Origin of the sequence: Streptomyces sp. NBC_00341 (assembly GCF_041435055.1) — a bacterium.
Classification (GTDB): domain Bacteria; phylum Actinomycetota; class Actinomycetes; order Streptomycetales; family Streptomycetaceae; genus Streptomyces.
In genome coordinates, this window is sequence record NZ_CP108002.1 from 5,586,675 (window position 1) to 5,612,626 (window position 25,952).

General features: G+C 71.3%; 26 protein-coding genes and 1 pseudogene. 19 read left to right on the top strand and 8 right to left on the bottom strand.

Annotated elements, in window-relative coordinates; genetic code table 11:
* The first annotated feature begins 1 nt into the window (after position 1).
* From OG892_RS25295 to OG892_RS25305, 3 genes are read left to right on the top strand one after another with little or no spacing between them, the layout of a single operon-like run.
* Positions 2 to 1,234, top strand: a complete 1,233-nt coding sequence (locus OG892_RS25295; protein WP_073732531.1) for an acylneuraminate cytidylyltransferase — start codon at positions 2 to 4, stop codon at positions 1,232 to 1,234.
* A gap of 14 nt (positions 1,235 to 1,248) precedes the next feature.
* Positions 1,249 to 2,184, top strand: coding sequence for an N-acetylneuraminate synthase family protein (locus OG892_RS25300; RefSeq protein WP_073732530.1), 936 nt, complete (start codon positions 1,249 to 1,251; stop codon positions 2,182 to 2,184).
* A gap of 11 nt (positions 2,185 to 2,195) precedes the next feature.
* Positions 2,196 to 3,254 (top strand): hypothetical protein, encoded by a 1,059-nt coding sequence (locus OG892_RS25305; protein WP_024491150.1) that lies wholly within the window; start codon positions 2,196 to 2,198, stop codon positions 3,252 to 3,254.
* Between the two features lie 61 nt (positions 3,255 to 3,315).
* Here OG892_RS25305 and OG892_RS25310 read toward each other — a convergent pair whose 3' ends face one another.
* Positions 3,316 to 3,765 (bottom strand): DUF5707 domain-containing protein, encoded by a 450-nt coding sequence (locus OG892_RS25310; RefSeq protein ID WP_328865673.1) that lies wholly within the window; start codon positions 3,763 to 3,765, stop codon positions 3,316 to 3,318.
* 278 nt (positions 3,766 to 4,043) lie between these two features.
* Here OG892_RS25310 and OG892_RS25315 point away from each other — a divergent pair, with 278 nt between their 5' ends.
* Genes OG892_RS25315 through OG892_RS25325 form a run of 3 tightly spaced genes read left to right on the top strand, consistent with a single transcriptional unit; the run spans position 4,044 to position 7,486 of the window.
* Positions 4,044 to 6,425, top strand: a complete 2,382-nt coding sequence (locus tag OG892_RS25315; RefSeq protein WP_371630363.1) for a histidine kinase — start codon at positions 4,044 to 4,046, stop codon at positions 6,423 to 6,425.
* Positions 6,422 to 7,102 (top strand): response regulator transcription factor, encoded by a 681-nt coding sequence (locus OG892_RS25320; protein WP_073732527.1) that lies wholly within the window; start codon positions 6,422 to 6,424, stop codon positions 7,100 to 7,102. The genes OG892_RS25315 and OG892_RS25320 overlap by 4 nt, the downstream gene beginning before the upstream one ends.
* Positions 7,103 to 7,153: 51 nt before the next feature.
* Positions 7,154 to 7,486: an SCO4225 family membrane protein gene (locus tag OG892_RS25325; protein WP_371630364.1), complete on the top strand. Its 333-nt coding sequence runs from the start codon at positions 7,154 to 7,156 to the stop codon at positions 7,484 to 7,486.
* 135 nt (positions 7,487 to 7,621) lie between these two features.
* Here OG892_RS25325 and OG892_RS25330 read toward each other — a convergent pair whose 3' ends face one another.
* Complete coding sequence (locus OG892_RS25330) at positions 7,622 to 8,848, bottom strand: M48 family metalloprotease (RefSeq protein WP_371630365.1); 1,227 nt, start codon at positions 8,846 to 8,848, stop codon at positions 7,622 to 7,624.
* A gap of 309 nt (positions 8,849 to 9,157) precedes the next feature.
* Here OG892_RS25330 and OG892_RS25335 point away from each other — a divergent pair, with 309 nt between their 5' ends.
* Positions 9,158 to 9,766 carry a hypothetical protein gene (locus OG892_RS25335; protein ID WP_371630366.1) on the top strand — a complete coding sequence of 203 codons (609 nt, stop codon included), beginning with the start codon at positions 9,158 to 9,160 and terminating at the stop codon, positions 9,764 to 9,766.
* Positions 9,767 to 9,782: 16 nt separating this feature from the next.
* On the opposite strand, the gene OG892_RS25340 is transcribed toward OG892_RS25335, so the two are convergent.
* The gene (locus tag OG892_RS25340) at positions 9,783 to 10,907 is read right to left on the bottom strand and encodes an XRE family transcriptional regulator (protein WP_371630367.1); all 1,125 of its coding nucleotides are present in this window, start codon (positions 10,905 to 10,907) and stop codon (positions 9,783 to 9,785) included.
* 242 nt (positions 10,908 to 11,149) lie between these two features.
* Here OG892_RS25340 and OG892_RS25345 point away from each other — a divergent pair, with 242 nt between their 5' ends.
* From OG892_RS25345 to OG892_RS25390, 10 genes and pseudogenes are all read left to right on the top strand, one after another.
* Positions 11,150 to 11,701 (top strand): hypothetical protein, encoded by a 552-nt coding sequence (locus tag OG892_RS25345; RefSeq protein ID WP_242436483.1) that lies wholly within the window; start codon positions 11,150 to 11,152, stop codon positions 11,699 to 11,701.
* A 181-nt stretch (positions 11,702 to 11,882) separates the two neighbouring features.
* On the top strand, positions 11,883 to 13,121 hold the full coding sequence (locus OG892_RS25350; protein WP_073732522.1) for an amidohydrolase: 1,239 nt from the start codon (positions 11,883 to 11,885) through the stop codon (positions 13,119 to 13,121).
* A 138-nt stretch (positions 13,122 to 13,259) separates the two neighbouring features.
* Complete coding sequence (locus OG892_RS25355) at positions 13,260 to 14,297, top strand: BMP family protein (protein WP_371630368.1); 1,038 nt, start codon at positions 13,260 to 13,262, stop codon at positions 14,295 to 14,297.
* Between the two features lie 257 nt (positions 14,298 to 14,554).
* Positions 14,555 to 16,168: an ABC transporter ATP-binding protein gene (locus OG892_RS25360; RefSeq protein WP_073732520.1), complete on the top strand. Its 1,614-nt coding sequence runs from the start codon at positions 14,555 to 14,557 to the stop codon at positions 16,166 to 16,168.
* Positions 16,165 to 17,280: an ABC transporter permease gene (locus OG892_RS25365; protein WP_327338680.1), complete on the top strand. Its 1,116-nt coding sequence runs from the start codon at positions 16,165 to 16,167 to the stop codon at positions 17,278 to 17,280. The genes OG892_RS25360 and OG892_RS25365 overlap by 4 nt, the downstream gene beginning before the upstream one ends.
* Positions 17,277 to 18,566, top strand: coding sequence for an ABC transporter permease (locus tag OG892_RS25370; protein ID WP_073732518.1), 1,290 nt, complete (start codon positions 17,277 to 17,279; stop codon positions 18,564 to 18,566). Before OG892_RS25365 ends, OG892_RS25370 begins: the two co-directional genes overlap by 4 nt.
* Positions 18,563 to 18,985 (top strand): cytidine deaminase, encoded by a 423-nt coding sequence (locus OG892_RS25375; protein ID WP_327338681.1) that lies wholly within the window; start codon positions 18,563 to 18,565, stop codon positions 18,983 to 18,985. The genes OG892_RS25370 and OG892_RS25375 overlap by 4 nt, the downstream gene beginning before the upstream one ends.
* Before the next feature lie 115 nt (positions 18,986 to 19,100).
* On the top strand, positions 19,101 to 20,378 hold the full coding sequence (locus tag OG892_RS25380; RefSeq protein ID WP_371630369.1) for a thymidine phosphorylase: 1,278 nt from the start codon (positions 19,101 to 19,103) through the stop codon (positions 20,376 to 20,378).
* 106 nt (positions 20,379 to 20,484) lie between these two features.
* Positions 20,485 to 21,081: pseudogene (locus OG892_RS25385) on the top strand (Uma2 family endonuclease).
* A gap of 52 nt (positions 21,082 to 21,133) precedes the next feature.
* Positions 21,134 to 21,439: an STAS domain-containing protein gene (locus tag OG892_RS25390; RefSeq protein WP_371630370.1), complete on the top strand. Its 306-nt coding sequence runs from the start codon at positions 21,134 to 21,136 to the stop codon at positions 21,437 to 21,439.
* A gap of 50 nt (positions 21,440 to 21,489) precedes the next feature.
* On the opposite strand, the gene OG892_RS25395 is transcribed toward OG892_RS25390, so the two are convergent.
* Entirely contained in the window at positions 21,490 to 22,326 is an 837-nt protein-coding gene (locus OG892_RS25395) for an SDR family NAD(P)-dependent oxidoreductase (protein WP_371630371.1), read from the bottom strand.
* 17 nt (positions 22,327 to 22,343) lie between these two features.
* Entirely contained in the window at positions 22,344 to 22,754 is a 411-nt protein-coding gene (locus OG892_RS25400) for a PPOX class F420-dependent oxidoreductase (RefSeq protein WP_371630372.1), read from the bottom strand.
* Positions 22,755 to 22,910: 156 nt separating this feature from the next.
* Here OG892_RS25400 and OG892_RS25405 point away from each other — a divergent pair, with 156 nt between their 5' ends.
* The gene (locus tag OG892_RS25405) at positions 22,911 to 23,450 is read left to right on the top strand and encodes a TetR/AcrR family transcriptional regulator (protein ID WP_371630373.1); all 540 of its coding nucleotides are present in this window, start codon (positions 22,911 to 22,913) and stop codon (positions 23,448 to 23,450) included.
* A gap of 76 nt (positions 23,451 to 23,526) precedes the next feature.
* Here the strand turns inward: OG892_RS25405 and OG892_RS25410 are convergent, their stop codons facing one another.
* On the bottom strand, positions 23,527 to 23,985 hold the full coding sequence (locus OG892_RS25410; RefSeq protein WP_371630374.1) for a MarR family winged helix-turn-helix transcriptional regulator: 459 nt from the start codon (positions 23,983 to 23,985) through the stop codon (positions 23,527 to 23,529).
* 63 nt (positions 23,986 to 24,048) lie between these two features.
* On the opposite strand from OG892_RS25410, the gene OG892_RS25415 reads away from it, so the two are divergent.
* On the top strand, positions 24,049 to 24,417 hold the full coding sequence (locus tag OG892_RS25415) for a VOC family protein (RefSeq protein WP_073732509.1): 369 nt from the start codon (positions 24,049 to 24,051) through the stop codon (positions 24,415 to 24,417).
* A gap of 111 nt (positions 24,418 to 24,528) precedes the next feature.
* On the opposite strand, the gene OG892_RS25420 is transcribed toward OG892_RS25415, so the two are convergent.
* Positions 24,529 to 24,882, bottom strand: coding sequence for a hypothetical protein (locus tag OG892_RS25420; protein WP_073732508.1), 354 nt, complete (start codon positions 24,880 to 24,882; stop codon positions 24,529 to 24,531).
* Complete coding sequence (locus OG892_RS25425) at positions 24,879 to 25,871, bottom strand: sigma-70 family RNA polymerase sigma factor (RefSeq protein ID WP_328865658.1); 993 nt, start codon at positions 25,869 to 25,871, stop codon at positions 24,879 to 24,881. Before OG892_RS25425 ends, OG892_RS25420 begins: the two co-directional genes overlap by 4 nt.
* Positions 25,872 to 25,952: the final 81 nt, after the last annotated feature.

Sequence of the window (25,952 nt, forward strand, 5' to 3'; positions counted from 1 at the left end):
GATGACGCAGCCCACCGCACGGCCCACCGTGCTCGCGGTGATCCCCGCCCGCGGCGGATCCAAGGGCGTACCCGCCAAGAACCTCGCCCAGGTCGGCGGCGTACCGCTGGTCGTCCGCGCGGTCCGCGCCTGCCTGGCCTCGGCCGAGGTGACGGACGTCGTCGTGACGACCGACGCCCCGGCCGTCGCAGAGGCCGCCCGCGCCGCCGCCGAAGCGCTCGGCGAGGCCGCACGGCTGCACTGCGTACAGCGCCCCGAGGCCATCGCCGGGGACACCGCGACCAGCGAGGCCGCCGTGCTGCACGCGATGGACGACTACGAGACCGCGTACGACCGCAGCGTGGACGTCGTCCTCCTCGTCCAGTGCACCAGCCCCTTCGTCGCCCGCGAGGACATCGACGGCGTCGCCGCCGCCGTCGCCCGCGAAGGCGCCGACACGGCCGTCACCGTCGCCCCGTTCCACGGTTTCCTGTGGCGCGACGGCAGCGCGGTCGAGGACCACAACTACGGCGTCAACCACGACAAGTCGGTCCGCCCCCGCCGCCAGGACCGCCCCGAGGACCTCCTCGAAACCGGCGCCGCCTACGCGATGGACGCGGCCGGCTTCCGCACCCACCGCCACCGCTTCTTCGGCCACACCGCGCTGGTGCGCACCGACCCGGCCCGCGTCCTGGAGATCGACGACCCGCACGACCTGGCCCGCGCCCGCGCCCTGGCCCCGCTCCTGGACGTCGCCCCGCTCCCCACCCGCGACGACATCGACGCGGTCGTCCTCGACTTCGACGGCACCCAGACCGACGACCGGGTCCTCATCGACGCCGACGGACGCGAAACGGTCGCCGTCCACCGGGGCGACGGACTCGGCATCGCCGCACTCCGCAAGGCCGGAGTGCCACTGCTGATCCTCTCCACGGAACAGAACCCGGTCGTCGCCGCCCGCGCCCACAAGCTCCGCGTCCCCGTCCTGCACGGCATCGACCGCAAGGACCTCGCGCTCAAGCAGTGGTGCGACGAGCAGTCCATCGCCCCCGAACGCGTCCTGTACGTCGGCAACGACGTCAACGACCTCCCCTGCTTCGCCCTCGCCGGCTGGCCCGTCGCCGTCGCGAGCGCCCACGACTCGGTACGCGCCGCGGCGCGCGCCGTGACGACCACCCCCGGCGGCTCCGGCGCCATCCGCGAGATCGCGGCCTGGCTGCTCGGCCCCACCCTCACCACCACCCCCACCAAGTAGCTAAGGAACGCACCATGAGCACCTCCCGACTGCGCACCCTCGGCACCCGCACCGCGGGCCCCGGCAACCCCGTCTACATCACGGGCGAGATCGGTATCAACCACAACGGCGACCTCGACAACGCCCTCGCGCTGATCGACGTGGCGGCGGAGGCCGGCTGCGACGCCGTCAAGTTCCAGAAGCGCACCCCGGAGATCTGCACCCCGCGCGACCAGTGGGACATCGAGCGCGACACCCCCTGGGGCCGGATGACGTACATCGACTACCGCCACCGCGTCGAGTTCGGCGAGACCGAGTACCGCGCCATCTCCGAGCACTGCGCCGAGCGCGGCATCGACTGGTTCGCCTCCCCGTGGGACACCGAGGCCGTCACCTTCCTGGAGAAGTTCGACGTCCCCGCCCACAAGGTGGCCTCCGCCTCCCTCACCGACGACGAGCTGCTGCGCTCGCTGCGCGCCACCGGCCGCACGGTGATCCTCTCCACCGGCATGTCGACCCCGCGCCAGATCCGGCACGCGGTCGAGGTGCTCGGCTCCGACAACATCCTTCTCTGCCACGCCACTTCGACGTACCCGGCGAAGGCGGAGGAGCTCAACCTGCGGGTCATCAACACCCTCCAGCAGGAGTACCCCAACGTCCCGATCGGCTACAGCGGCCACGAGACGGGCCTGCAGACCACGCTGGCCGCCGTCGCGCTCGGCGCCGCGTTCGTCGAGCGCCACATCACCCTCGACCGCGCCATGTGGGGCTCCGACCAGGCCGCCTCCGTCGAGCCGCAGGGCCTGTCCCGCCTGGTCCGCGACATCCGCACCATCGAGGCCTCCCTCGGCGACGGCGTCAAGAAGGTGTACGAGTCCGAGCTCGGCCCGATGAAGAAGCTCCGCCGGGTCCCGGGCGTCGTCGCGGAGAGCGGTGAGACGGCCCAGGCCGCCGAGCCGCTCACGGTCTGACGGGCCGACCGGTGAACCTCGCCTTCGTCGAGAGCCCGGTCCAGCTCCTGAACGTCCTGGAGTGGGCCTACACAGAGGGAGGCGGCGGCCGCGTCCTCGCGGACGTCACCGTCGTCGTCCTCCCTCCGGTCGACCCGATGTCGCGCGGTCAGCTGCGCCGGATGGCGGAGCTGGCCCGCGACGAGGGCGTCACCGTGCGCTGGCAGGAGGCGCGCGGCGACTCGGGCACCCCCCTGAAGTCGCTGCGCGCCCTGACCCGGCTCGTCCGCAACGCCGACCACATCGTCATCGGGGACCCGTTCTCCCGCTACGTACAACTGCTGCTCACCCTGGTCCGGCCCCGCCGCCTCACCGTGGTCGACGACGGCACCGCCACCATGGAGTTCGTCGCCCAGCTCACCCGCGGCGAACGCCTCACCCGCTGGCACCGGCGCGGCGGAACGAACCCCCGCGACCTGGCCCTGGCCCCGGTCACCGCCACCGCACGCCGCCGCTTCACCCCGTCCGCCGCGCGCGAGGTCGAACTCTTCACCGCGATGCCGGTGATCCCGCCGCCCGGCATCACCCTCATCCCGAACACCTTCTCCTGGACCCGCTCCCGCTTCGGCCCGCCGCTGCTCACCAAGGGCGCGGACCTGGTCGGCACCTCCCTGGTGGAGACCGGCGTGGTCGACCGGGCCCCGTACCTGGAAGCGGTCGCGGAGCTGGCCCGCACCCACGGCGCCACCCGCTACTTCGCCCACCGCCGCGAGTCCACGGAGAAGCTCCACGCCCTGGAGGCCGCCACCGGCCTGGAGATCGTCCGCCCCGACCTCCCGCTGGAACTCATCGCCCGCCGCGGCCCGATCGGCCGCACGGTCCTGAGCTTCCCCTCCACGGTGGTCCACACCCTCCCGCTGGCCCTGGTCGGCACCGACGTGAAGGTCGCGGTCTGCGACATCGCCCCGGAGTGGCTGCGCGAAACGGCGTCCCCGCGGGCCCAGGGCTTCCTCACGGGCGTCACGGAGACGGCCCGCGACGTCCAGCGACTGGCACCCTGGCGGGCTACGGCGGTGGTCAGGGAGGCCTGAGGCGGAGTCCGCACGTGGGTCCTGGCCTCACGCCTCCCTGAATGACGGTTCGACCGGTGTGTCAGCGTGTGAGGTCGAACGAAGTGGCGTGGGGCACGAAGGTCGTGTCCCCGTCCTCGGCCGTCGCCAGTGCCGAGACGTACCAGGTGCCCTTGGCCAGGTCGGCCGCCTCTCGCTTCGTGACCTTCAGCGTGTAGGTGCAGCGGGCGGTCTCGTCCGAGGTGCTCCGGCACTTGGCGTTCTCCCCCGAGCGGAGCTCCGCCTCGGTCGGATCGAGCTTCGAACTCGCGGGCCAGGCAATGACCTTGAGGCCTTGGACGCCCGAGTCGTCGCTCACGTCCACGGTGTAGGTGAACGAGCCCGCGCTGCCGTCGGACGGAGCCGCGTAGCGAGCCGATCCGTGCTCCAGGGTCGGCTCCGTGGGGGTCGAGGCCAGGGCGAGGCCGCCGGCTGTCACCGTGCCGATGGCGACGGCGCCGATGAGCGACAGGAAGAGAATGCGCTTGGACATGGGAGATCCCCTTGATTCCGTTGGAAAGTTGGATTGGATACGCGCAGAAGCGTGGAAGAACCACTGCTGGAGCCGGGCTCGGAAGTGTCGTGGAAGCGGTGGCCGACCGCGTTCTCGATGTGATCGAGCCTAGGACCGGGGGCCTGGCGCCGTCCTCGCGCTGAGGGACGATTGGCGCGTCGAACCACGGACAGAGACTCTGCAACCCAGGTAAGAGGCCGGAATCCGCCTCCAGCCGGAGTCGGGCCCCTCACCTGCGGCCATAGCCTTGATCCGACATGAATCGAACCGACGACCGGCTGTTCCCGGTCCTGCTGATCTGCGCCCAGGCCCTGGTGTGGCCCGGGGCGCCCCTGGTGCGCGGAGCCGTCCCGCCCGCGTCCGACCTTCTCGTGGCGGCCCTGGTCGCCGGAGTGGTGACGGCCGCGCTCGCCCTGCGCGGTACCCGCCCGGTGGCCGCCCTGGTCGTGGTCGCCGCCGCCTGCGCGCTGGGGGCCGGGCCGCTGCCCGCCGGGGCGATGGCGGTGCTCGGGACCGCGGGTGTCGCGCTGGCCCTCTTCACCGTGGCGACCGAAGACGACACCTTCACCGCCGTGCTGTGCGTGGTGGCGCTTGCCGCCTGGCAGCTCCTGCAGGGCATCAGCCTGCACGGGCTCAGCGACCGCGACGGGCTCGACCTCGTCCTGACCGCCCTGCTGTACGCCGCCGCATGCGGCGCCGGACTGCTCGTACGGCGAACCCGTCGCGCACGGCGAGCGGCCGAGCAACTCCTGGACCGTGCCGAGTCCGAGCGCCACCGGCTTCCGGCAGTCGAACGACGACGCATGGAACGCGAGCTGCACGACGTCAGCGCCCACCATCTGACGGCCGTGGTGGTCACCGCGGGGGCCGCCCTCGGCTTGAGCGACCGCCGCCCCGAACTGGCCGAGAAGGCACTGGAGTTCGCTGTCGAGACCGGCCACGAGGTCAGCCGCGCGCTCGGCGCGGTACGAGCGCCGGCGCCCTCCCGCGAGAGTGTGCCGTCGCCGCAGGAACGGCTGCTGGACCTGGTCGCGGGGTTCCGGCGGCTGGACCAGCAGGTGAAATGCGAGATCGTCCCCCCGCCGGACGGCGCCGTCGCGGACGCGGCGTACGGCATCGTGCGCGAGGCGCTGACCAACGTGGCACGGTATGCCCCCGGCGCGCATACGAGGGTGCTGTGCCGGTACGGCGACACCCGCACCGACGTCGTAGTCACCAGCACGCCCCCGCAGGCCGGAGCGGTGGCGCACGGTGCGGGACTCGGCGGCGGCCGCGGGCAGGGCTTCCTGCGCTCCCGGGCCCGGGAAGCGGGCGGCACGGTGCACAGCGGTCCGACGGCGGACGGCGGCTGGGAGGTACGGGCGGCACTGCCGGGCCGGACGGCCACGACGGTGGAGCCGCCGGCACCGAGGACCTATCGAGCGGCGCAGGTAGTGGCGGCGGCGGGCCTGGTCCTGCAGCCGCTGCTCCCCGCCCTGGTCATCCGGGCCGAGGACACGTCGAGCGGGACGCCGGTGTCCGCGGGTGTCTTCTTCGCCCTGCTGGCGGCGGGCCAGGCGATGGCCCTGCTGTGGCTGCGGAGGGCTCCGCGGACGGCGTACGGGATGCTGCTGGGGCTGGCGCTGTTGTGGCCGGCGGCGATGGAGCTGGGGAACTACAGCGGCCCGGTCCTCCTCCCGCCCGCGCTGAGCCTGCTGGCCACGTGCGCGGCCCTCGCGATGGAACCGGCCCGCACCGCAACGCCCCGGAAGGGGCGCGGAGCCGCGTCGAAAGACGGCTCCGCCGTGATGGGGGTCCCCCACGAGCGGGGAAGCGACCGGCTCCCGACGGCCCGCGGCCACGTCACGGCCATCCTCCTCATGGCGCTGGTACACGCCGAGGCCGCCACCACCGCGGTTCTGGGCCGGGGTACGGCCGCTCCTGTCTGGACCGTCGTCGCGGGAACCGCGGTCGGCGCAACCCTCACAGGCACCGCGGCCCACCTGACCGGACGCCGCCGCACCCGCCGCCGACAGGCCGACCGCCGCGCCCACGACGAACGCCTCGCCGGCTGGACCGAGGAGGCCGTCCGCGACGCGTGGACCGAGCGCCGCCGCATCGCCGCCGGTCTCGAAACCACGGTTCTGGCCCGCACCGCCGACATGGTCACGGAGGCGGAGGCAGGCCGGCTCGACGCGACAGCGACCCGCGCCCGCGAGGCCCTGGCCGCGATGCGCGCCCTGCTCGACACCGTCCGGGACGGCGAGACAGAGATCGGGCTGCGGCCGCAGCCCACCCTCCAGGCACTCGACCTGCTCGCCCAACAACTCCGGGCCACCGGACGCGACATCGAGATACGGCTGACCGACCGGGTGCCGGAACGACTGCCCACCGCCGTCGACCTGGCCGCCTACCGCGCCGCCGAGACGGTGCTGGCGGCCGGTGGTGAGCAGCCTGCGATGCTCGCACTCGACGTGGAGGACGAGACCTTGACACTCACCGCCACGGGGGTGCCCCGCGCCGCAGAGCCCGACGTACGGGAACGGCTGACCACGCGGGTCGCGGCGGTCGGCGGCACCCTGACCACCGGCCCGCGGGGTACCGTCCGCCTCCGGCTGCCAATCACTGGTGCGCCGGACGACGAGGAGAGACACCGATGAGCCTCAACGTGCTGGTCGTCGACGACCAGGGCATCGTACGGGCGGGGTTCGCCGCCGTGATCGACGCAGAGGAGGACATGACGGTCGTCGGCGAGGCCGCCGACGGCGCCGCCGCGGTGCGGCTGGCCGAAGAGCTGGCTCCCGACGTGGTCGTCATGGACGTACGCATGCCCGAACTGGACGGCATCGCCGCCACCCGCATCATCACCGGACGGGAGAACGCGCCCCGTGTCCTCGTCCTGACCACCTTCGACCTCGACGCGTACGTCTTCGACGCGCTGCGCGCCGGCGCCTCTGGCTTCCTCCTCAAGGACGTGCTCCCCTCCCAACTGCTGGAGGGCATCCGGGAGGTGGCGGCCGGCGAGAGCGTACTGGCCCCGTCCGCGACCCGCCGCCTCATCGGCCACTACGCGTCGGGACCACCGGCCGCGGTCCCGGTAGGGAGCTCCCCCGAACTGGACAGCCTGACCGGCAGCCAGCGGGGCGTCCTCACACTGGTCGCGGCCGGACTCACCAACGCGGAGATCGCCGAGCGACTCGGCATCACGGTAGGCACCGTGAAGTCCCACGTGAACGCGCTGCTCCGCAAGCTCGGCCTGCGCGACCGCGTACAGGCGACGATCCTCGCGTACGACCTCGGCCTCGCCCGCCCGAACCCGCCCGGTACCCACCTCTGACCACCGGTACCCACCTCTGACCCACGAGGCGCAACCAAGGAGTCCATCCCCATGACCCGTACCGATACCGATACCGATACCGATTCCGGCCGATCCGTCGCACGTCGACTGCGTGACCACGTCGGCGTCGTCGGCCTCGTCTACCTCGGTGCCTGTGCCGTCCTGCTCGTGTGGGCGCTGGTGGTGACCGCCGTCGACAGCTCGGGCGAGTCCATGGCCGGCGTCATCCCGGTCCTTGCCACCGCCCCCCTCGGCCTCGTGTTCATCGTGTTGCCGGGCGGCACCGTCATGTTCATCGCCGCCGTCGCTCTCGGGGCAGGTGTCAACGCGGCGATCATCGGCTGGTGCACCCGCGCACTGCGGCGCGGCGGTCGCATGAAGTGAGTGATCGTCATGCGTCTTCGGGACGCGATGCCCCGCCTACGCGGCCGGCCACGCCACCAGCCCCGACGATGTCCCCGCCCGCCTCGATTCGGGGTCGCCCATCGTGGGTGACGCGCCCCGCCGCTCCCACCGGGGCTACCCGCCGTTCAGGACGCGGCGTGCCACGAGGCCCCGAGCCCCCGAGAGTTCCGCCCGGAGCGCGGCGTCGCGGGCGGAGTCGACCGTGACCGTGGCCGGGAGCGCGGCGACGGCCTGCAGCCGGGACCGGCGCAGGTGGGTCGGCGGGTGTGTGGAGTCGACGCTGTGCCCGCGCAGCGCGCTGCGGCGGCGCTGACGCTCGTACTCGCTCGCCGGAATCGACTCCACGTGGGCGGCCAGGCGCTCCCACAGACCGCTCTCCGCCCCACCGGCCGCCCGGCCGCCGGAGCGGTGGCTCCGGAGCGCGTTGGACTCGCGCAGCAGCGTGGCGGAGGCGGAGTCGGAGACCAGCAGCGCGTCCATCAGCCCCACGGCGGCCGCCGTCGAGCCGCACCGGGCGGCGAAGGAGTCGGCCAGGTACTCGCCGCGCTGGGTGGCGCGCAGGGTCAGGTGGTCGAGGGCCGTCGCGACGGCGACGACCACGCTGCGGGGGGCCAGATAGCAGGCGTTGAGCAGGGTCTCGGGGAGCGTCGGGCGCTCGATCCGGCTCAGCAGGTAGTACCAGGTGTGCAACGACTGGAGCGCGTTTCCGAGGACCACGCCCTGGCGGGTGTCGCCATTGGCGTAGTGGCCGAGTTCGTGGCCCAGCAGTGCGATCCGCTGACCGGTGTCGAGCATCTCCCAGAGGCCGAGGCCGATGGTCAGGAGCCTGCGGCGCCGCAGGCCGTACGTCGAGACGCTCGCGTTGGCGTCGGCGTTCACCGCGACCGCGTGCACCCCGGTCGTGCCCACCACCCCGGCGACCTCGTCGATCAGGGCGAACAGCTCGGGCGCGTCGGCCCGGTACAGCACCTGCTCGTCCTCCGGCAGGCGCGGGAACCGGGGGCGCAGCAGCCAGCCGATGAACAGGCACAGGGCGCCGAGCACCGGCAACGCGCTGCCCCAGCCGAGGACCACCAGCAGCACTCCGCCGGCGAGCAGCGCGGCCGTGAAGCCGTGGACGGCCAGCGCCAGCGCCAGCGCGAGCACGCTCGCCGCGTCGCGCCGGGGGCGCAGGAGCTCGTCCGTCGTCACCTCGGCCAGCAGCCTCTCGCCGTGCTCCCCGGCCAGCCTGCGCCGCAGGGTGTCCAGCCGCCCGCCCGGCTCCTCCGGCTCACCAGGGTCCACATTCCAGTCGCAGGCGGCACACCACGCCACGAACCTGTGGTCCGTCCGGATCTCCACCCCGCACTCCGGGCATGACTGAACGCTTTCCTCCACCGTGCCCAGCACTGCTGAGTCCCCCTCGTCCTACGGCTCCCCCCGGAGACCGCTCAGATGTATGTCGAACGCGCACCCCGGTTCGACGGCAACGACGCAGCGTAAGCCGTGAGTCCGTGGCGTGTACAGGAAGTTTGGACCGGGGCGGGCCGAGCGGAGGCCGTCGCGGGCGCCGACCCCGAGTCCGCCCCGGGTGGTGTGTGCGGCCTGATCAGGGTCGGGCGAGGGTCATCCCCGATAGCCGGAGAGTCGCGCCACGCTGATGATCGATACATGCGGACCACAGAAATGACGCAACGTCAGAACTACTCCGGCGCACAGGCGTTCCTGCTGGCACCGGCCCTGATGGCCGGCTATGGACTGGTGCGGCTGACGGGGCAGGCGGTGGGGGACTACGGGCCCGGGGTGTGGTGGTCGCTGGCGCACGTGCTGTTCCTGGCCGGGGTGCTCGCGTTCGTTCCGGTCTTCCTCGGGCTGCGGATGCCGGACGGCGTTAGCGGCGGCGGACGGGTGGCCGTCCGGGTGGCTGCGGGGGCCGGGTTGCTGGGGGCGGCCGCGGTGGCGGTCCAGGCGGTGATCGACCTCGTGGTCGGGTTCGTCGCGGCGGACGACCGGGCCATGAGTGACATGTTCGAGAAGGTGCAGGACGTGCCCGGTGTGATGCCGGTGGTCTACACGGCGGTGCCGATGCTGTTCTGGCTCGGGCTGCTGGCGCTCGTCACCCTGCTCGCGTTCTTCCGCCGGGGCGAGGTCCCGGCCCGGTCCCCGCTGCTGGTGCTGGCCGGGGTCGTCATGATGGCCGTGAGCCTGGACCTGCTGACGGTGGGGGCCCTGTGCATCGGACTGGCCCTCTTCCCGATCCGCCGGGGCCTGCCGGGCTGACGGCGGTCCCGGCCGCCTACGACGACGGCGGCTCGACCGTCCCGACCCGCAGGTACTTCGCGAAGTCGATGCGGTCGAGCGAGGCATAGGCGTCGCCGGTGTTGCCCGGGGCCCGTGAGCCGTACTCGGAGATGAAGCTGAACTCCCGGGCGTTCTTGACGTCGAACGCCCCGTACTCCTGAAGCGCCTTCGCGACCATCCGTTCGTACGGCCTGAGCGAGGTGTCGGCGTCGATGTCGTACGCGGGGTCCAGCCAGATGAACTGCCCGGTGCGCCACAGCCCTTGCCCCTGGCCGTCGCTGCCGACGGCGGGGAAGACGTGCCGGTCGTTGTTGTCCGGGGTGCCGAAGCTCAGGGCGTGGTCGATGCGGCCGGCCTTCCAGTCCGCGCGGGTGATCAGCCCGGCGAGGCGGGACAGCCCGCTTCCGGTGTCCTGGCCCTTCTCGGAGACCGACGAGCCCCGGGTGTCGGACACGGCTCCCCATTCGCAGCTGGGCCTGGAGTGCGACACCTTCGTCCGCCAGCACTCCGTCGCCCGCCCGTCCGGCCCGATCACCACCGTCCACTCGCGGTCCGGGGCCGGTGCCTTCCACGACGGGTCCCAGGGGAAGCGGACACCGTCGAAGGGGTCGGGCCCCCACTGGCCGATGTGCTCGCGCGCGGTGACCTCGTAGGTCGGCGTACCGGAGGTGGCCCGGTACACCAGGGATCCGGCCGTCCCCGTGTACAGCTCCACCCGGCCCGGCGCGAGCAGACCGGAGACCATCCGCGCGGAGTCGGGCGACAGGCGGGGATCCGGGTGGCGCCGGTTGAACACGTCGTCGTCGGAGAAGAGGCGGGCGGAGACCGCGGCGGCGGGCGGCGGCGCCCGATGGCCCGGCCGGTTCGCGAGGATCACCGCGGTGGCGGTCAGCGCGAGCGCGACGACCCCCGCGACGGCGACGGCCCACCGCCGCCTGCTCGTCCCGGGCGGTGCTGCCGTGCCCAGCTCGTCCCGCGCCGTCTCCCAGCGCCGCTGCCACTCCGCTCGGTCGCCGCCGCAGGCCTCCGCGTAGGCCAGCGCGACCGCGAGGGGCGGCAGCCGGCCGCCCTCGGCGGCGTCGGACAGGGCGCCGGGCGACTGGCCGGTGCGCGCGCCCATCTGACGGTAGCTCGGGGTGTCCGCCGCGCTGCGGAGCGCGCGTAACGCGTGAGCGAACCGCTCCGCCGTATCCGCCGCCGGACCGCCCGGCGGGAGCTGTAATCCTCCGGCCACCTCTCCGCCCTCCAAGCCACGGTCCGTGGTCGTCCATGGGTGACGTCCGGTCCGCCGTTCCGATTCTAGGAGCCACGGATATCCGCGAAAAGGCCGCGTCCGGCCGCGCACCGCCGAAGATGGAGGGCATGGACCAAGCGTGGGCGGCCCTGCTGGGCACCGGGCTGGGCGTCGCCGGAACCCTGGGCGCCTCCGGGCTGACGTACGCATCCGCCCGGCGCCAGGCGCGCGACCAGGGGGTGGTCGACCACCTGCGGGAGCTGCGGAACGAGCGCCGGGAGACGTACCTCGCGTTCATGCAGGCGGCGGAACCGGTCGACGACGTGCTGCACCGGCTCGTGCACCGGGACGGGGTGCCCGCCGCGGCCCGGGACACCCCGCCCACCGTCGAGGTGCTGGACGCGGCCGTCGAGGGGCTCGGCACCGCGGTGCAAGCGCTCAGCAAGGCACAGGCACGGCTCGATCTCATGGGCCCGGAGCCCGTGGCGGAGGACGCCGTGAACGTCTGGTCGGACGTGCGCTCCCTGCGGGCGTACCTCGAACGGGTGCTCCACCGGGTGCGCGAGGGAGCGGCGTACGACGGGTATCGCACCGGTCTCGAAGACGCGGTCGACAACCTGGAGAGGAGCCGGGAGAAGTTCACCCGGAGCGCCCGCGAGGTGATGACGGCACCGCCGTGAGGCGAGCCGGGAGGCCCCCTGAGCCCGCTGTGGGAGCGCGTCCGTCCTGCCGGTGAAGCGCGCGAGTGTACCCATCCCGGCATCGGCTCACACGCCGAACCCCAGTCATTTATTCGTCTATGTGGCTGAACTTTTCTTGTTTCATGGTCAGTTGACGGGGGAAGGGCCTTACCCTTCACCAGTGAGCCACTCGACGTCCCGCCTCTGTGAAGCCCGGCCGCCCGCAGGAGAGGACCTGCCCGGCGCGCTGCCAGAAGCGCTGCGCGCCGAACTGATCGCCTTCCGGCGTGACCTGCACATGCACCCCGAGCTCGGTAACCAGGAGTTCCGCACCACCGCGGCCATCAAGGCCCGGCTGGAGCTGGCCGGCCTCGAACCACGGGTGCTCGCCTCCGGTACCGGGCTCATGTGCGACGTGGGGACCAGGAGCGGGACCACGCGGCCCATGCTGGCGCTGCGGGCCGACATCGACGCGCTGCCGATCCCGGACACCAAGACGGGCGTCCCGTACCGCTCCACCGTGCCCGACCGGGCGCACGCCTGCGGGCACGACATCCACACCACCACCGTGCTCGGCGCCGGCCTGGTGCTCGCCGGGCTCGACCGGCAGGGGCTGCTGCCCAACCCGGTGCGGCTGATCTTCCAGCCGGCCGAGGAGGTGCTGCCCGGCGGGGCGCCCGACGCGATCGACTCCGGGGTGCTGGAGGGCGTCGGCCGGATCATCGGGGTGCACTGCGACCCGAAGGTCGACGTGGGGCGGATCGGGCTGCGGGTCGGGGCGATCACCTCCGCCTGCGACCGGCTGGAGCTGTCGCTGGACGGGCCCGGCGGCCACACCGCCCGCCCGCACCTGACCACGGACCTGGTCACCGCCGCCGCCAAGGTCGCCACGGAGGTCCCCGCGCTGCTGGCCCGCCGGGTCGACGCGCGGGCCGGGCTCGCGGTGACCTGGGGGCGGCTGGAGACCGGGCACGCCTGCAACGTGATCCCGCAACACGCCGAGCTCTCCGGCACGGTTCGCTGCCTGGATCTGGCGGCCTGGCGGGACGCCCCCGACCTGGTGCACGCGGCCATCGACGAGGTGGCCGGAATGTACCGGGCCAAGACGGTGATCAACTACATCAGGGGGGTGCCGCCCGTGGTCAACGACGCCGCCGCGATCGATCTGCTCACCGGCGCCATGACCGCCCGCCGCGGATCGTATGCGATCGAGGACACCGAACAGAGCCTGGGCGGGGAGGATTTCTCCTGGTACCTGGAGCACGTGCCGGGCGCGATGGCGCGGCTCGGCGTGCGCACGCCCGGCGACCCCCGCGGTCTGGACCTGCACCGGGGGAATTTCGACGCGGACGAGGAGGCGATCACCGTGGGTGTGGAACTCTTCACCGCCTCTGCGTTGCTCGACGGCAATCATCTGTAACCGGACAGGTCACCCCCGGTTCGCGACGATCCGATAACGGCTTCCGTACAGGGCTTTATCTGACATCTACGCGCGTTACGATCGCCGCGAAACCAGCGCCGGAAGAGGCGCTTCGGTCAGGTTTGAAGGAGCCTTCCCTTGCGCCCGGTATCCAAGATCACCGCCGCGTGTGCCATTGCCGCGGCGCTCGCCCTCACTGCCACCGCTTGTGGCAGCTCGTCCGACGAGTCCAGCAGCTCCGACGGCAAGATGAAGATCGGCATGGCCTACGACGTGGGCGGCCGGGGTGACAACTCGTTCAACGACTCCGCGGCCCGCGGCCTGGACAAGGCCAAGGCCGAGTTCGGCGCCGAGACCAAGGAGCTCACCGCCAAGACCGGCGAGAGCTCGGCCGACCGCGACCAGCGTCTGCAGTCGCTCGCCGAGGGCGGCTACAACCCGGTCATCGCGATCGGCTTCGCGTACAAGGAAGCGGTCGACAAGATCGCCCCCAAGTACCCGAAGGTCAACTTCGGCCTGGTCGACTCGGTGTCCGACGTGAAGAACGTCAACTCGATCGTCTTCACCGAGGAGCAGGGCTCCTACCTCGCCGGAGTCGCGGCCGCGCTGAAGTCCAAGGACGGCAAGGTCGGCTTCATCGGCGGTGTGGACCTTCCGCTGATCAAGAAGTTCGCCGCCGGCTTCCGGCAGGGCGTCATGGACACGAAGCCCAAGGCCACGGTGCAGATCCAGTACCTGTCCACCGGTTCCGACCTGTCCGGCTTCGGTAGCCCCGACAAGGGCAAGGAAGCCGCCAAGGGCATGCTCGACAAGGGCATCGACGTCATCTTCGCCGCCGCGGGCGGTTCGGGTGCCGGTTCGATCGAGGCCGTCGCGGGCAAGAAGGGCGCCTGGTCCATCGGTGTCGACTCCGACCAGGCCAAGGACCCGGCGCTGGCGAAGTACAAGGACACGATCCTGACCTCGGTCGTCAAGAACGTCGACGCCGGTGTCTTCGACCTGGTCAAGTCCGTCAAGGACGGCAAGCCGATGACCGGCACGACGACGTACTCCCTGGCCAAGGGCGGCGTGAGCCTGACCCCCACGGGTGACCACCTCAAGGACATCCAGACCCAGTTGGACGCCGCGAAGAAGAAGATCGTCGACGGCACCATCAAGGTCAAGTCCACGACCTGATCCGGCCCGTCGATCGGGGCCCGGGGGAGCGGCTTCCACCGCTCACCCGGGCCCCGATTCACGTACCCCCACGACGGGGGTCACCGGCCCCGGTACGCCACCTGTGAACGGGTGGCCAACGATTCGGGAGCGCTACGCGCGTAGCGCCCGCTCGGGCGCGGTACCTTTTTCCGCCCCCGCAATCGGCACCCACCGCCTCCGCCCTCCGCTCCTGTCAAGGAGAGTGCGCCATCAACGCGTCCAGCAGTCCTCATGCCGTGGAGCTCCGCGGCATCACCAAGCGGTTCCCCGGGGTCGTGGCCAACCACGACATCGACATCACCGTGCGCCGCGGCACCGTCCACGCCCTCGTCGGTGAGAACGGCGCCGGCAAGTCCACGCTCATGAAGATCCTTTACGGCATGCAGAAGCCGGACGAGGGCACCATCGCGGTGGACGGCGAACAGGCCACGTTCTCCAACCCGGGCGACGCCATCGACCGGGGCATCGGCATGGTGCACCAGCACTTCATGCTGGCCGACTACCTCACCGTCCTGGAGAACGTCGTACTCGGCTCCGAGAAGCTGTACGGCATCGGGGACCGGGCCCGCGCCAAGATCAAGCAGATCTCCGACTCGTACGGTCTCGGCATCCGGCCCGACGCCATGGTCGAGGACCTCGGGGTCGCCGACCGCCAGCGCGTGGAGATCCTCAAGGTCCTCTATCGGGGCGCCCGCACCCTGATCCTCGACGAGCCCACCGCCGTCCTCGTGCCGCAGGAGGTCGAGGCACTCTTCGACAACCTGCGCGAGCTCAAGGCGGAGGGCCTCACCGTCATCTTCATCTCGCACAAGCTGGGCGAGGTGCTGTCGGTGGCCGACGAGATCACCGTCATCCGGCGCGGAACGACCGTGGGCACCGCCGATCCCGAGCACACCACGACCAAGCAGCTGGCCGAACTGATGGTCGGCAGCGAACTGCCGTCGCCGGAGACCCGCGAGTCGACCGTCACCGAGACGCCGATGCTGGACGTCGACGGGCTGCGGCTGACCGCCACCGACCCGGACGGGGTGGTGCGTGCCGTGCTCGACGGCATCACCTTCACCATCCACAAGGGCGAGGTGCTCGGCATCGCCGGCGTCGAGGGCAACGGCCAGTCCGAACTGGTCGACGCCATCATGGGCATGCGCACCCTCGACGCGGGCTCCCTCTCGCTGGACGGCGCGGACATCTCCCGTACGCCGACGCGCAAGCGCCGCGAGGACGGGATGGCCGTCATCCCCGAGGACCGCCACCGGCACGGACTGCTGCTGGAGGCCCCGCTCTGGGAGAACCGCATCCTCGGCCACGTCACCGAGCGCCCCAACAGCAAGGGCGTCTTCCTCGACCTCAAGGCGGCCCGCGCCGACACCGAGCGGATCGTGCGCGAGTACGACGTGCGCACCCCCGGCATCGAGGTCACCGCGGCCTCGCTCTCCGGCGGCAACCAGCAGAAGCTGATCGTCGGCCGCGAGATGAGCCACTCACCCAAGCTCCTGATCGCCGCGCACCCCACCCGGGGCGTGGACGTCGGCGCCCAGGCCCAGATCTGGGACCAGATCCGCGAGGCGCGCCGCGAAGGACTCGCGGTGCTGCTGATCTCCGCCGACCTGGACGAGCTGATCGGGCTCTCCGACACCCTGCGCGTCATGTACCGCGGCGCCCTCGTCGCGGACGCCGACCCGGCGACCGTCACCCCGGAGGAGCTCGGCTCCGCGATGACGGGCGCGGCCGCCGGCCACCTCGAAACGCCCGGCGGCGACGACGTACCCGCCGATCCCGGCAGCGACGGCGGAACCGCCGCCCCCGGCACGGACGACACCGACCCCCGGGACGGGGGAGAGGACCGATGAAGAAGATCGACAAGGAGCGGCTGCTCCTGGGGATCGCGGCCCCCGTACTCGCGATCGTGGTCGCCTTCCTGGTGACGGCACTCGTGCTCGCCGCCACCGGCAAGGAGCCGTTCAGCGCCTTCGGCATCATGTTCGACTACGGGCTGAAGTCGGACAGCCAGGTCTACATCCTGAACAAGGCGACGACGTACTACCTCGCGGGTCTCGCGGTGGCCGTCGGCTTCCGGATGAACCTCTTCAACATCGGCGTCGACGGCCAGTACCGCCTCGCCGCCTTCTTCGCCGCGGCGGTCGGCGGTGCGCTGACCCTGCCCGGCGCCCTCCAGATCCCGCTGATCATCCTCACCGCGATGATCGTCGGCGCGATGTGGGCCGGTATCGCGGGCGTCCTGAAGGTCACCCGGGGCGTCAGCGAGGTCGTCTCGACGATCATGCTGAACTCCATCGCGACCGCGGTCATCGGCTACCTGCTCCAGCAGAACCGCCTCGGGCACCTCGACGAGGCCGGCACCAAGATCTCCACCAAGCCGCTCCCGGAGTCCTCGTACTTCTTCGAGTTCCCGACCACCCCGACGCCCGTCTACGGCTTCATCGTGGTCGCGGTCGTCGCGGGCGTCGCCTACTGGTTCACGCTCTCGCGCACCCGGTTCGGCTTCGACCTGCGCACGGTGGGCCAGTCCGGCTCCGCCGCGGAGGCCAGCGGGGTGAACGTCAAGAAGATGGTCGTCACCTCGATGCTCATCTCGGGCGCCGTGGCCGGCCTGATCGGCATGCCGACACTGCTCAACGACAGCCACGAGTTCAGCGGCGACTTCCCCGTCGGCATCGGCTTCACCGGTATCGCCATCGCCCTCCTCGGCCGCAACCACCCCGTCGGCATCGCGCTCGGCGCGCTGCTCTGGGGCTTCCTGGAACGCGGCACCGGAAAGCTGGAGTTCGAGGGGTACGACAAGGAGATCGTCGGCGTGATCCAGGGCGTCATCGTCCTGTGCGTCGTCATCGCCTACGAAGTCGTCCGCCGCTACGGACTCAAGCGACAGCAGAGCAAGGTCGGCGCGGAACTCGCCGCACAGGCCGCCCGTAACTCCGACCAGCAGGAGGTGTCGGCGTGACCGTCACGGCGACTTCCACCCCGCCCCCCGCGGCCCGCAAGGTCTCCGGCGGCAAGGGCGGCCGCACCCGCCTCTCCTTCCCCGTCGTCCTGCTGATCATCGCGGGCGTGCTGCTCGCGCTGTCGGCCGTGCGCGCCATCACCGGCGCGCAGGACGTGACCTCGGCCGGACAGATCAGCGCGGCCCTCGCGATGGCCGTGCCGATCGGCCTCGCCGGTCTCGGCGGCCTCTGGTCCGAGCGGGCCGGCGTGGTCAACATCGGCCTCGAAGGCATGATGATCCTGGGCACCTTCTTCGGCGCCTGGGCCGGCTGGCAGACCAACCCCTGGCTCGGCGTGCTCGCCGGTGTCGTCGGCGGAATGCTCGGCGGCCTGCTGCACGCGGTGGCGACCGTCACCTTCGGCGTCGACCACATCATCTCCGGCATCGCGATCAACATCCTGGCGCTCGGCTTTACCACCTACTTCGCCAAGCTCTGGTTCAACTCGGGCGAGGCGGCGGTCAAGGGCGGCTCGCCCAAGCAGTCCCCACCGGCCGACGACATCACCTCGGTGACGATCCCCGGCCTCTCCGACTGGCTCCACAGCGTCGAGAAGCACCACTGGTTCTTCGTCTCCGACCTGGCCGGAGTCCTCGGCGGACTCGTCACCAACGTGTCGCTGCTGACGATCGTCGCCGTGGTCCTCTTCGTCGTGACGTTCTTCGTCCTGTGGAAGACCGCCTTCGGCCTGCGGCTGCGCTCCTGCGGCGAGAACCCGGTGGCCGCCGAGTCGCTCGGCGTCAACGTGTACACGTACAAGTACATCGCGGTGATCATCTCCGGTGGCATGGCCGGACTGGGCGGCGCCTTCCTCTCCCTGGTCACCTCGCACATCTACAACGAGGGACAGACCGGCGGCCGCGGATACATCGGTCTCGCCGCGATGATCTTCGGTAACTGGCGGCCCGGCGGACTCGCCATGGGCGCGGGCCTGTTCGGCTTCGCCGACGCGCTCCAGCTGCGCAACGGCGGCGAGTCCGTCCACGCGCTGCTCCTGCTGCTCGTGGTCGCGCTGGCCGGGATCGCGGCCTGGAAGCTCTACCGCAAGAGCTTCGTGCAGGGCGCGGTCAGCGCGGTCGTCGCCGCCGCCATCCTGGTCTGGTACCTCGCCACGGACACCGTGCCCACCGAGTTCGTGAGCGCGACCCCGTACGTCGTCACGCTGCTCGTCCTCTCGCTCTCCGCGCAGCGGCTGCGGATGCCGAAGGCGGACGGCATGCGCTACCGCAAGGGCCAGGGCAAGTGACGCCCACCGCCGGAGCGGGCGCCACCGCCGTGGCAGGGGCCGACTGGGACGCCCTGCGGACCGCCGCCCGGGAGGCCATGTCCCGGGCGTACGCGCCCTATTCGGGCTACCCGGTCGGCGTCGCCGCCCTGGTGGACGACGGCCGCACGATCGTCGGCTGCAACGTCGAGAACGCCTCGTACGGCATCAGTCTCTGCGCCGAATGCGGACTGGTCTCCCAGCTGCACGCCACCGGCGGCGGCCGGCTGACCCACTTCACCTGCGTGGACGGGGCGGGCGAGATCCTGGTCCCGTGCGGCCGGTGCAGGCAGTTGCTGTACGAGTTCGGCGGACCGGAACTCGTCCTGGAGACCCCGGACGGCTTCCGCACCCTCGACGAGATGCTCCCGCAGGCGTTCGGACCCTCGCACCTCGGGTAGCACCCCGCCGGGTGGGCCCGCACATGGGCCCACCCGGCGCTTCAATTCCCCTCTATGCGCGTAGAGTCAACCGGACCCACGCGCACGTACGTACCGGCCGGAAGGACTCCAGACCATGGACGCCATCTCCGTCATCCGCACCAAGCGGGACCGAGGCGAGCTGACCCCCGAGCAGATCGACTGGGTCATCGACGCGTACACCCGCGGTGAGGTGGCCGACGAGCAGATGTCCGCGCTGGCCATGGCGATCCTGCTGAACGGCATGAACCGTACGGAGATCGCCCGCTGGACCGCCGCCATGATCGCCTCCGGCGAGCGGATGGACTTCTCCGCGCTCTCCCGTCCCACCACCGACAAGCACTCCACCGGCGGCGTCGGCGACAAGATCACCCTGCCGCTCGCCCCGCTGGTCGCCGCCTGCGGCGCCGCCGTACCGCAGCTCAGCGGCCGGGGCCTCGGCCACACCGGCGGCACCCTCGACAAGCTGGAGTCCATCCCCGGCTGGCGCGCCCACATCACCAACGCCGAGATGCTGAACGTCCTCGACACCACCGGCGCGGTCATCTGCGCGGCGGGCGACGGACTGGCCCCCGCCGACAAGAAGCTGTACGCGCTCCGCGACGTCACCGGCACCGTCGAGGCGATCCCGCTGATCGCCAGCTCGATCATGTCGAAGAAGATCGCGGAGGGCACCGGCGCACTCGTCCTGGACGTCAAGGTCGGCTCCGGCGCCTTCATGAAGACCATCGAGGACGCCCGCGAACTGGCCTCCACCATGGTCGCCCTGGGCACCGACAGCGGCGTCCGCACGGTCGCCCTCCTCACCGACATGGCCACCCCGCTCGGCCTGACCGCGGGCAACGCCCTGGAGGTCCGCGAGTCGGTCGAGGTGCTGGCCGGCGGCGGCCCCAGGGACGTCATCGACCTCACCCTCGCCCTCGCCCGCGAGATGCTGGACGCGGCCGGGCTCAAGGACGCCGATCCGGAGAAGGCCCTCGCGGACGGCTCCGCGATGGACGTCTGGCGCCGGATGATCTCCGCCCAGGGCGGCGACCCGGACGCCACCCTCCCGGTCGCCCGCGAACAGCACATCGTGACGGCCCCCGCCTCCGGCGTCCTCACCCGCCTCGACGCGTACGACGTCGGCGTCGCCGCCTGGCGCCTCGGCGCGGGCCGCGCCCGCAAGGAGGACCCGGTCCAGGCCAGCGCGGGCGTCGAGCTCCACGCCAAGCCGGGCGACACCGTGACGGCCGGCCAGCCGCTGCTGACGCTGCACACGGACACCCCGGAGAAGTTCGACTACGCGCTGAAGGCCCTGCCCGACGCGTACGACATCGCCCCGTCCGGCACGGCGTTCACCGCCACCCCGGTGGTGCGGGAACGTATCGCCTGACCTGCGGTTTCCCCGTACGGGTGAACGGGACCGGTGGACTGCCGCCGGTCCCGTTCGGCATGCTGGACTCGGGTCCCAGGTGAAGCACCGATAAGAGGAGACCGCTGTGGGCGCACTCCCCGTCGACACCCCGACCGACCCGGGCCGGGACCAGGACTGGGACGACCTCGTCCGGATCTGGGAGGAGACGGACGCGCCCGAGGGCTGCAAGGTGGAGATCATCGAGGGGATCGGCACCGTGTCGCCACCGCCGTCCAAGGACCACAACACGACGGCGGCTCTGCTCCAGCGCAGGCTCTACCCCGTCATTCCGGAGGACTGGGGGATCTATCAGAGGCTCGGTGTCTCGATTACCGGCAGGGGAGGGCTCTACATCCCCGATCTCGTCGTCGTCCCGCACGCCACCGTCACCGGACCGGGCAACCGCATCCCCGCGGAAGAGGTGCGGCTCGTCGTCGAGATCACCTAGCGGGCCAACGCCAACCACGACCGGATCGGCAAGACCCACGGGTACGCGCAGGCCGGCGTCGAACTCTTCCTCCTCCTCGACCCCTGGCACTCCGGCCGCCCCACCGCAACGCTGTACGGGGAGCCGGCGGGCGGCACCTACCGTGTGCTGGACACCGTCGAGTACGGCGAGAAGCTGACGCTGCCCGAGCCCTTCGGCCTGGAGCTGGACACCGGGATCTTCCCCGTGAGCTGAGACGCCCGGCGCCGCCGCGATGAGTTTCTGCCGTCGCGGCGGTCTCCCTGGTATGGATCCCCTGTCGCCGGTTGCCCTCGTCGTCACCGGACGCGTCACGCGGGCCGGTGTGCCGCGCCTGTGTGCCGAACTCGAAGCGGTACTGGCCGCCTCCGACGCCGCCGTCGTGGACTGCGACGTGGGCGGGCTCGAACGGGCGGACCTCGCAGCCGTGGAGGCGATCGCCCGGCTGTCGCTGGTCGCCCGCAGATCGGGCGGCAGGCGGCTGCGGCTGTGCGGGACGCCTCCCGAACTGCGTCTGCTGATCGATCTGGTGGGGCTGGCAGACGTGCTGGCGCTGGCGGAGGGATCGCCGTGAGCGCAACATCTCCCCTTCAGGGGAGGGGAGATGGGAATCCGTGAGAGTGGTCAGGGCCACTCCAGCTGATCAGCGAGCAGCCTCTCAGTGTGCTCGTGCAGCCGCCGCGCGTCCTCGGCCGCGAACCCAGGACCGTGCGGGCTGAGAGGCTCGCCCCGCACGAAGGCGCTGAGCGAGGCTGCGGGCGGGGCATCCAGCACCTGGAGGATCGGAACCACGGCCTCCTCGACCGGCTGGGCGGACCGGCGCATGGCGTCGATCCGCGCCTTGACGTTCGGGGCGTACTGCCCCGAGAAGCTGGTGCTGACCATCCCCGGGTTGAGCAGTACATACCGCACGTTCGTCCCCGGCCGGCCTGCCGCAAAGGAGACGCCGAGCAGGTCGTTGAGCCGCCCGCCTTGTGCGAGCGCCCTCGCCCCGTCGTACTCCAGCGCCAACTCCAGGTCCTCCCAGTGGATCTCGCCCTCGCCGCCGGGACCGGCCACGTTGAGGATGACGGGAGTGTCAGCGGCTTCAAGCAGGTCGACCAGCTCGTAGCCCAGTACGAACCGGCTCAGATAGAAGTGCGCGAAAGTGTTCTCGAAACCCTCGGCCGTGACCAGACGGGTGGTCCGGAAGTGCCGGGCGCACAGCACCAGGGCGTCGACCTTCGCGAAGGAGGACCGGATTCTGTCGGCCACTGTCCTGGTCTCGGCCATCAGGCTCAGGCCGGCGCGGATGAAGTGCGCCCGTCCGGCCGCATTACGCTGCCGCGCGGCGTCGAGCCACGCTTCGCCCTTCTCCGCGCTGCGCCCGACGACCACCACTTCCTGCCCCCTTTCCAGGTATTCGAGTGCGAGCGCCTTGCCGATACCGTCCGTGCCACCAGTGATGACGTAGGTCTTCATCCCCGCTCTCCGCCGGCTCACAGGAATCGCGCCGCGAGCTTTTCGGGGGTGACGTGGACGGTGATCAGTTCCGGGACTGCGGCATACGGCTCCGGGTGCTGCTCGGCGTATGTCCTGCCGGTGTACTTGACGGCCAGTTCATCCATCCGCTCCCGGCTGCCCGCGCTCTCGAACCGCGCGGTGCCGCTGATCACCGCATACCCGTACGGCTCGTTCGGCGGATTGATCGTCACGCTCAGCCGCGGATCACGCCGCAGATTTCGGACTTTGAGCTTGTCGACACCGGTCACGAAGAACACGTCGCCGCCGTCCCGCCCCACCCAGACCACCGACTGGTGCGGGCTGCCGTCGGGCTGGAGGGTCGCCACCGTGGCGAAGACCCCGGAGTCGAGGGTCTGTTGCAGCTTCTCGGACATGTGGACCGGCACGCATGACTCCTGGGGTGAGGAACGAGGACCGATGCGACGGCGGATCCGCCGGACGGACTAACTGCCACAACTATGTGACTCTTAGTCGGGAATCCGCAAGAGGGATGTGTCATCTATTCGCCCATCGGCCTCGCGCCCGCGTATGCTCCGGTCACGATGAGAGCCGACGCGGCACGCAACCTGGACGCGGTCCTGCAGACCGGAGCACGACTGCTGGCGCAGGACCCCGGTATGAGCATCGCGGCGATCGCGGCGGCCGCGGGTGTTGACCGGCGTACCGTCTACCGGCGCTTCAGCTCCCGCGAGGCGCTGATGGCCGCTGTTTATACGGCCAAGCTCGACGCCTGCGAGCAGGTCCTTGCCGACGCCCGGCTGGCAGAGGCGCCCGTGGCGGTGGCCCTGCACCGATACGCGGAGGACATCATCACCGTCAGCAGGCGGTGGCCGGTGAACCTGCAGCAGGTGGAGGAGGAAGCGGCGGCTGCCCGTCTCCAGCGGGTGATCGAGCAACTCGACACCTTCATGGCCCGCGCGGTGCGCGAGGGATTCATCCGCCCCGGGCTTCCGGACCGCTGGGCCCGCTCCCTGCTCGTCCAGCTCACCAACCTCGCCGCGCACGAGATGCCGGAGCTGACTCCTGCCGAGGGGGCCGACGTGGTGGCCCGGTCCTTGTTCACCGGACTCGGCCCTTCCTGACGCGACCGCGCCACCCGCTTGCGGGCATCGCGTGTGCCCGCCGGGGGCTGCCGGGGGCTGCGGGACAGTCCAGGCTTCAGGCGCCGTCGTCGCCGTCGCGCAGGGAGCGGACCATGCTCCGCAGAATCCGGAACGCGCCCGACTGCTCCTCCTCGGTCATGCCGGACAGCATTCTGACCTCGACGGACCGTACCGCCACGGTCGCCTTCTCCAGGTTCCGGCGGCCGCTCGGTGTGAGCCGCGCCGGAAGAACCTTCCCGACGCGCTCCTCCTCCGGCCTGGTCACGTGGCCTTCGCGCTCCAGGGCCTGGAGCAGCACGTTCATCGACTGCCGCGTCACGAACGCGCCACGCGCCAGCTCGGAGTTGGACAGGCCCGGCCGTTGGGCCAGCAGTTCCAGGCAGGAGTAGTGCGTCACGGTCATCCCGAGTGGCCGCAGCACCTCCTCCATGGCTATGCGCAGGGCGCTCGAAGCCTCTTTCAGCAGGTAGCCCAGCGATTTGTCCAGGTCGACGCCGGTGTTGTTTTGACTCATGTCAGGATTCTGACATACATTGATCTATGTCAGGAATCTGACATGAAGAGAAGGAGCACCCCCATGCCCGCCACCGGCCCTGACTTCATCTCGCTCCAGGTACGCGACCTCGACGCGTCGCAGGCGTTCTACGAGCAGTACCTCGGACTCGTCCGCTCGCAGGCCGGACCTCCGCACGCCGTCGTCTTCGAGACGAAGCCGATCGCGTTCGCACTCCGGGACATCGTTCCCGGCACCGATCTGGCATCCGTCGCCCAGCCCGGCATCGGTGCCGCGATCTGGCTGCACGCCACCGATGTCCAGGCCATCCACGACGCTCTCGCCGCCGACGGCCGCACCATCGTCACCGCGCCGGTCGACGGCCCCTTCGGCCGGACGTTCACCTTCGCCGACCCCGACGGCTACCAGGTCACCCTCCACGACCGCGCCTGAGGCGGGCAGGCGGGCAGCCCCTTCACCCACCAGCTCCACAAGCGCCCGGCCCACCCCTGCGACCCGCGTGATCGCGGACATCTGACGTCCGCCGCCCGGTTGTTCACCGGGCTACTCGTCCGCCTCGCGCCAACCGTCGCGGACGATCACCTTCGAGCACTGGACCACGGACAGACGGGCCTCGGCGCTCACCGTCTTCGTGGGGACGCTCGGGAACGGCGACGGGGAGGGCGGCGCGGACGGACCGGCGTCGGCCCCGGACCGGGCCCGGTCGCAGAAGTCGCCGTCCCCGATCTCCGGCTGCGGTCCCGGCTCCGCGTCGGAGGCCGGTGGCGCGACGCGGCCGGGGCCGGATGTGGCGGCCGGTTCACCGAGCCACTGGCTGAGCCCCCAGCCGGCCCCCACGACCACGGCCCACGCCGCGACCAGACCGTACGTCGTACCCCGGCCGAGCCGTCGGCTCACGCCGCATCGGCATCGAGGTGATCGGGCAGTCCGAACAGCGGGAACCAGCGCGGCGTGTCCAGGAAGCAGTGCATCGCGGTGATCGCGCCGTCCGAGATGTCGATGACCTGCAGTGCCCACGGCACGAGCCCCGGCCCGTCCGGGTTCGGCTTGTAGTGCGCGAAGGCGGGAGTGCCGTTCGCGGAGGTGGCCACCAGCCGGGAGTCGGCGCAGGACGCCCCCATGGAGGTCATGAAGCCGGTGATGTCGTCGTGCCCCTGGAGCCAGAGGTCGAACGGCGGCATCGTCATGATGGCGTCCTCATGGAGGAGCGCCGTCAGCGCCTTCATGTCGTAGCCCTCGAACGCCGCCACGTAGCGCTCCAGGAGCTTGCTCTGCTCCTCGTCCAGCGGATCGGCGGCGTCGGCCGCGGTGCCCTGGTGCTCGTTGAGCGTCGCCCGCGCCCGCTGGAGGGCGCTGTTGACCGACGCGACCGAGGTGTCGAGCAGCTCGGCGACCTCGCTCGCCTTCCACGCGAGCACCTCGCGCAGGATGAGTACGGCCCGCTGCTTGGGCGGCAGATGCTGCAGCGCGGCGACGAACGCGAGCCGCACCGACTCGCGCGCCACCGCCGCCTCTGCCGGGTCCGTGACGGACGGCAGGATCCGCCCGTCCGGCATCGGCTCCAGCCAGGTGTTCTCCGGCAGTGGATTGAGCGCGGCCTGCGCGAGCGGCGTCGGGCCGGAGAGATCCACCGGCCTGGCCCGCTTGTTGCCCGCGTTCAGCATGTCGAGGCAGACGTTCGTCGCGATCCGGTACAGCCAGGACCGCAGCGAGGAACGCCCCTCGAACTTGTCGAAGTTGCGCCAGGCGCGCACCAGCGTGTCCTGGACCGCGTCCTCCGCCTCGAAGGCCGAACCGAGCATCCGGTAGCAGTACCCGGTCAGCTCGGTCCGGTGTCCTTCCAGGCGGCTGTCGACATCGCCCGCCGTCGCCGTCAGATCACCCATTGCGTCGCTCCACCCCTGTCGCGCCGTGACACCGCTCACTCCAGCACTTCGGAAGCTACCCCAGGGCACTGACAGCGGGGG

Coding starts and splice junctions, on each gene's coding strand:
- OG892_RS25390 (WP_371630370.1), top strand. CDS start 21,134: ATGGATCCCCTGTCGCCGGTTGCCCTCGTCGTCACCGGACGCGTCACG.
- OG892_RS25380 (WP_371630369.1), top strand. CDS start 19,101: ATGGACGCCATCTCCGTCATCCGCACCAAGCGGGACCGAGGCGAGCTG.
- OG892_RS25295 (WP_073732531.1), top strand. CDS start 2: ATGACGCAGCCCACCGCACGGCCCACCGTGCTCGCGGTGATCCCCGCC.
- OG892_RS25425 (WP_328865658.1), bottom strand. CDS start 25,871: ATGGGTGATCTGACGGCGACGGCGGGCGATGTCGACAGCCGCCTGGAA.
- OG892_RS25315 (WP_371630363.1), top strand. CDS start 4,044: ATGAATCGAACCGACGACCGGCTGTTCCCGGTCCTGCTGATCTGCGCC.
- OG892_RS25340 (WP_371630367.1), bottom strand. CDS start 10,907: ATGGGCGCGCGCACCGGCCAGTCGCCCGGCGCCCTGTCCGACGCCGCC.
- OG892_RS25410 (WP_371630374.1), bottom strand. CDS start 23,985: ATGAGTCAAAACAACACCGGCGTCGACCTGGACAAATCGCTGGGCTAC.
- OG892_RS25320 (WP_073732527.1), top strand. CDS start 6,422: ATGAGCCTCAACGTGCTGGTCGTCGACGACCAGGGCATCGTACGGGCG.
- OG892_RS25365 (WP_327338680.1), top strand. CDS start 16,165: ATGAAGAAGATCGACAAGGAGCGGCTGCTCCTGGGGATCGCGGCCCCC.
- OG892_RS25405 (WP_371630373.1), top strand. CDS start 22,911: ATGAGAGCCGACGCGGCACGCAACCTGGACGCGGTCCTGCAGACCGGA.
- OG892_RS25335 (WP_371630366.1), top strand. CDS start 9,158: ATGCGGACCACAGAAATGACGCAACGTCAGAACTACTCCGGCGCACAG.
- OG892_RS25300 (WP_073732530.1), top strand. CDS start 1,249: ATGAGCACCTCCCGACTGCGCACCCTCGGCACCCGCACCGCGGGCCCC.
- OG892_RS25415 (WP_073732509.1), top strand. CDS start 24,049: ATGCCCGCCACCGGCCCTGACTTCATCTCGCTCCAGGTACGCGACCTC.
- OG892_RS25345 (WP_242436483.1), top strand. CDS start 11,150: ATGGACCAAGCGTGGGCGGCCCTGCTGGGCACCGGGCTGGGCGTCGCC.
- OG892_RS25325 (WP_371630364.1), top strand. CDS start 7,154: ATGACCCGTACCGATACCGATACCGATACCGATTCCGGCCGATCCGTC.
- OG892_RS25310 (WP_328865673.1), bottom strand. CDS start 3,765: ATGTCCAAGCGCATTCTCTTCCTGTCGCTCATCGGCGCCGTCGCCATC.
- OG892_RS25395 (WP_371630371.1), bottom strand. CDS start 22,326: ATGAAGACCTACGTCATCACTGGTGGCACGGACGGTATCGGCAAGGCG.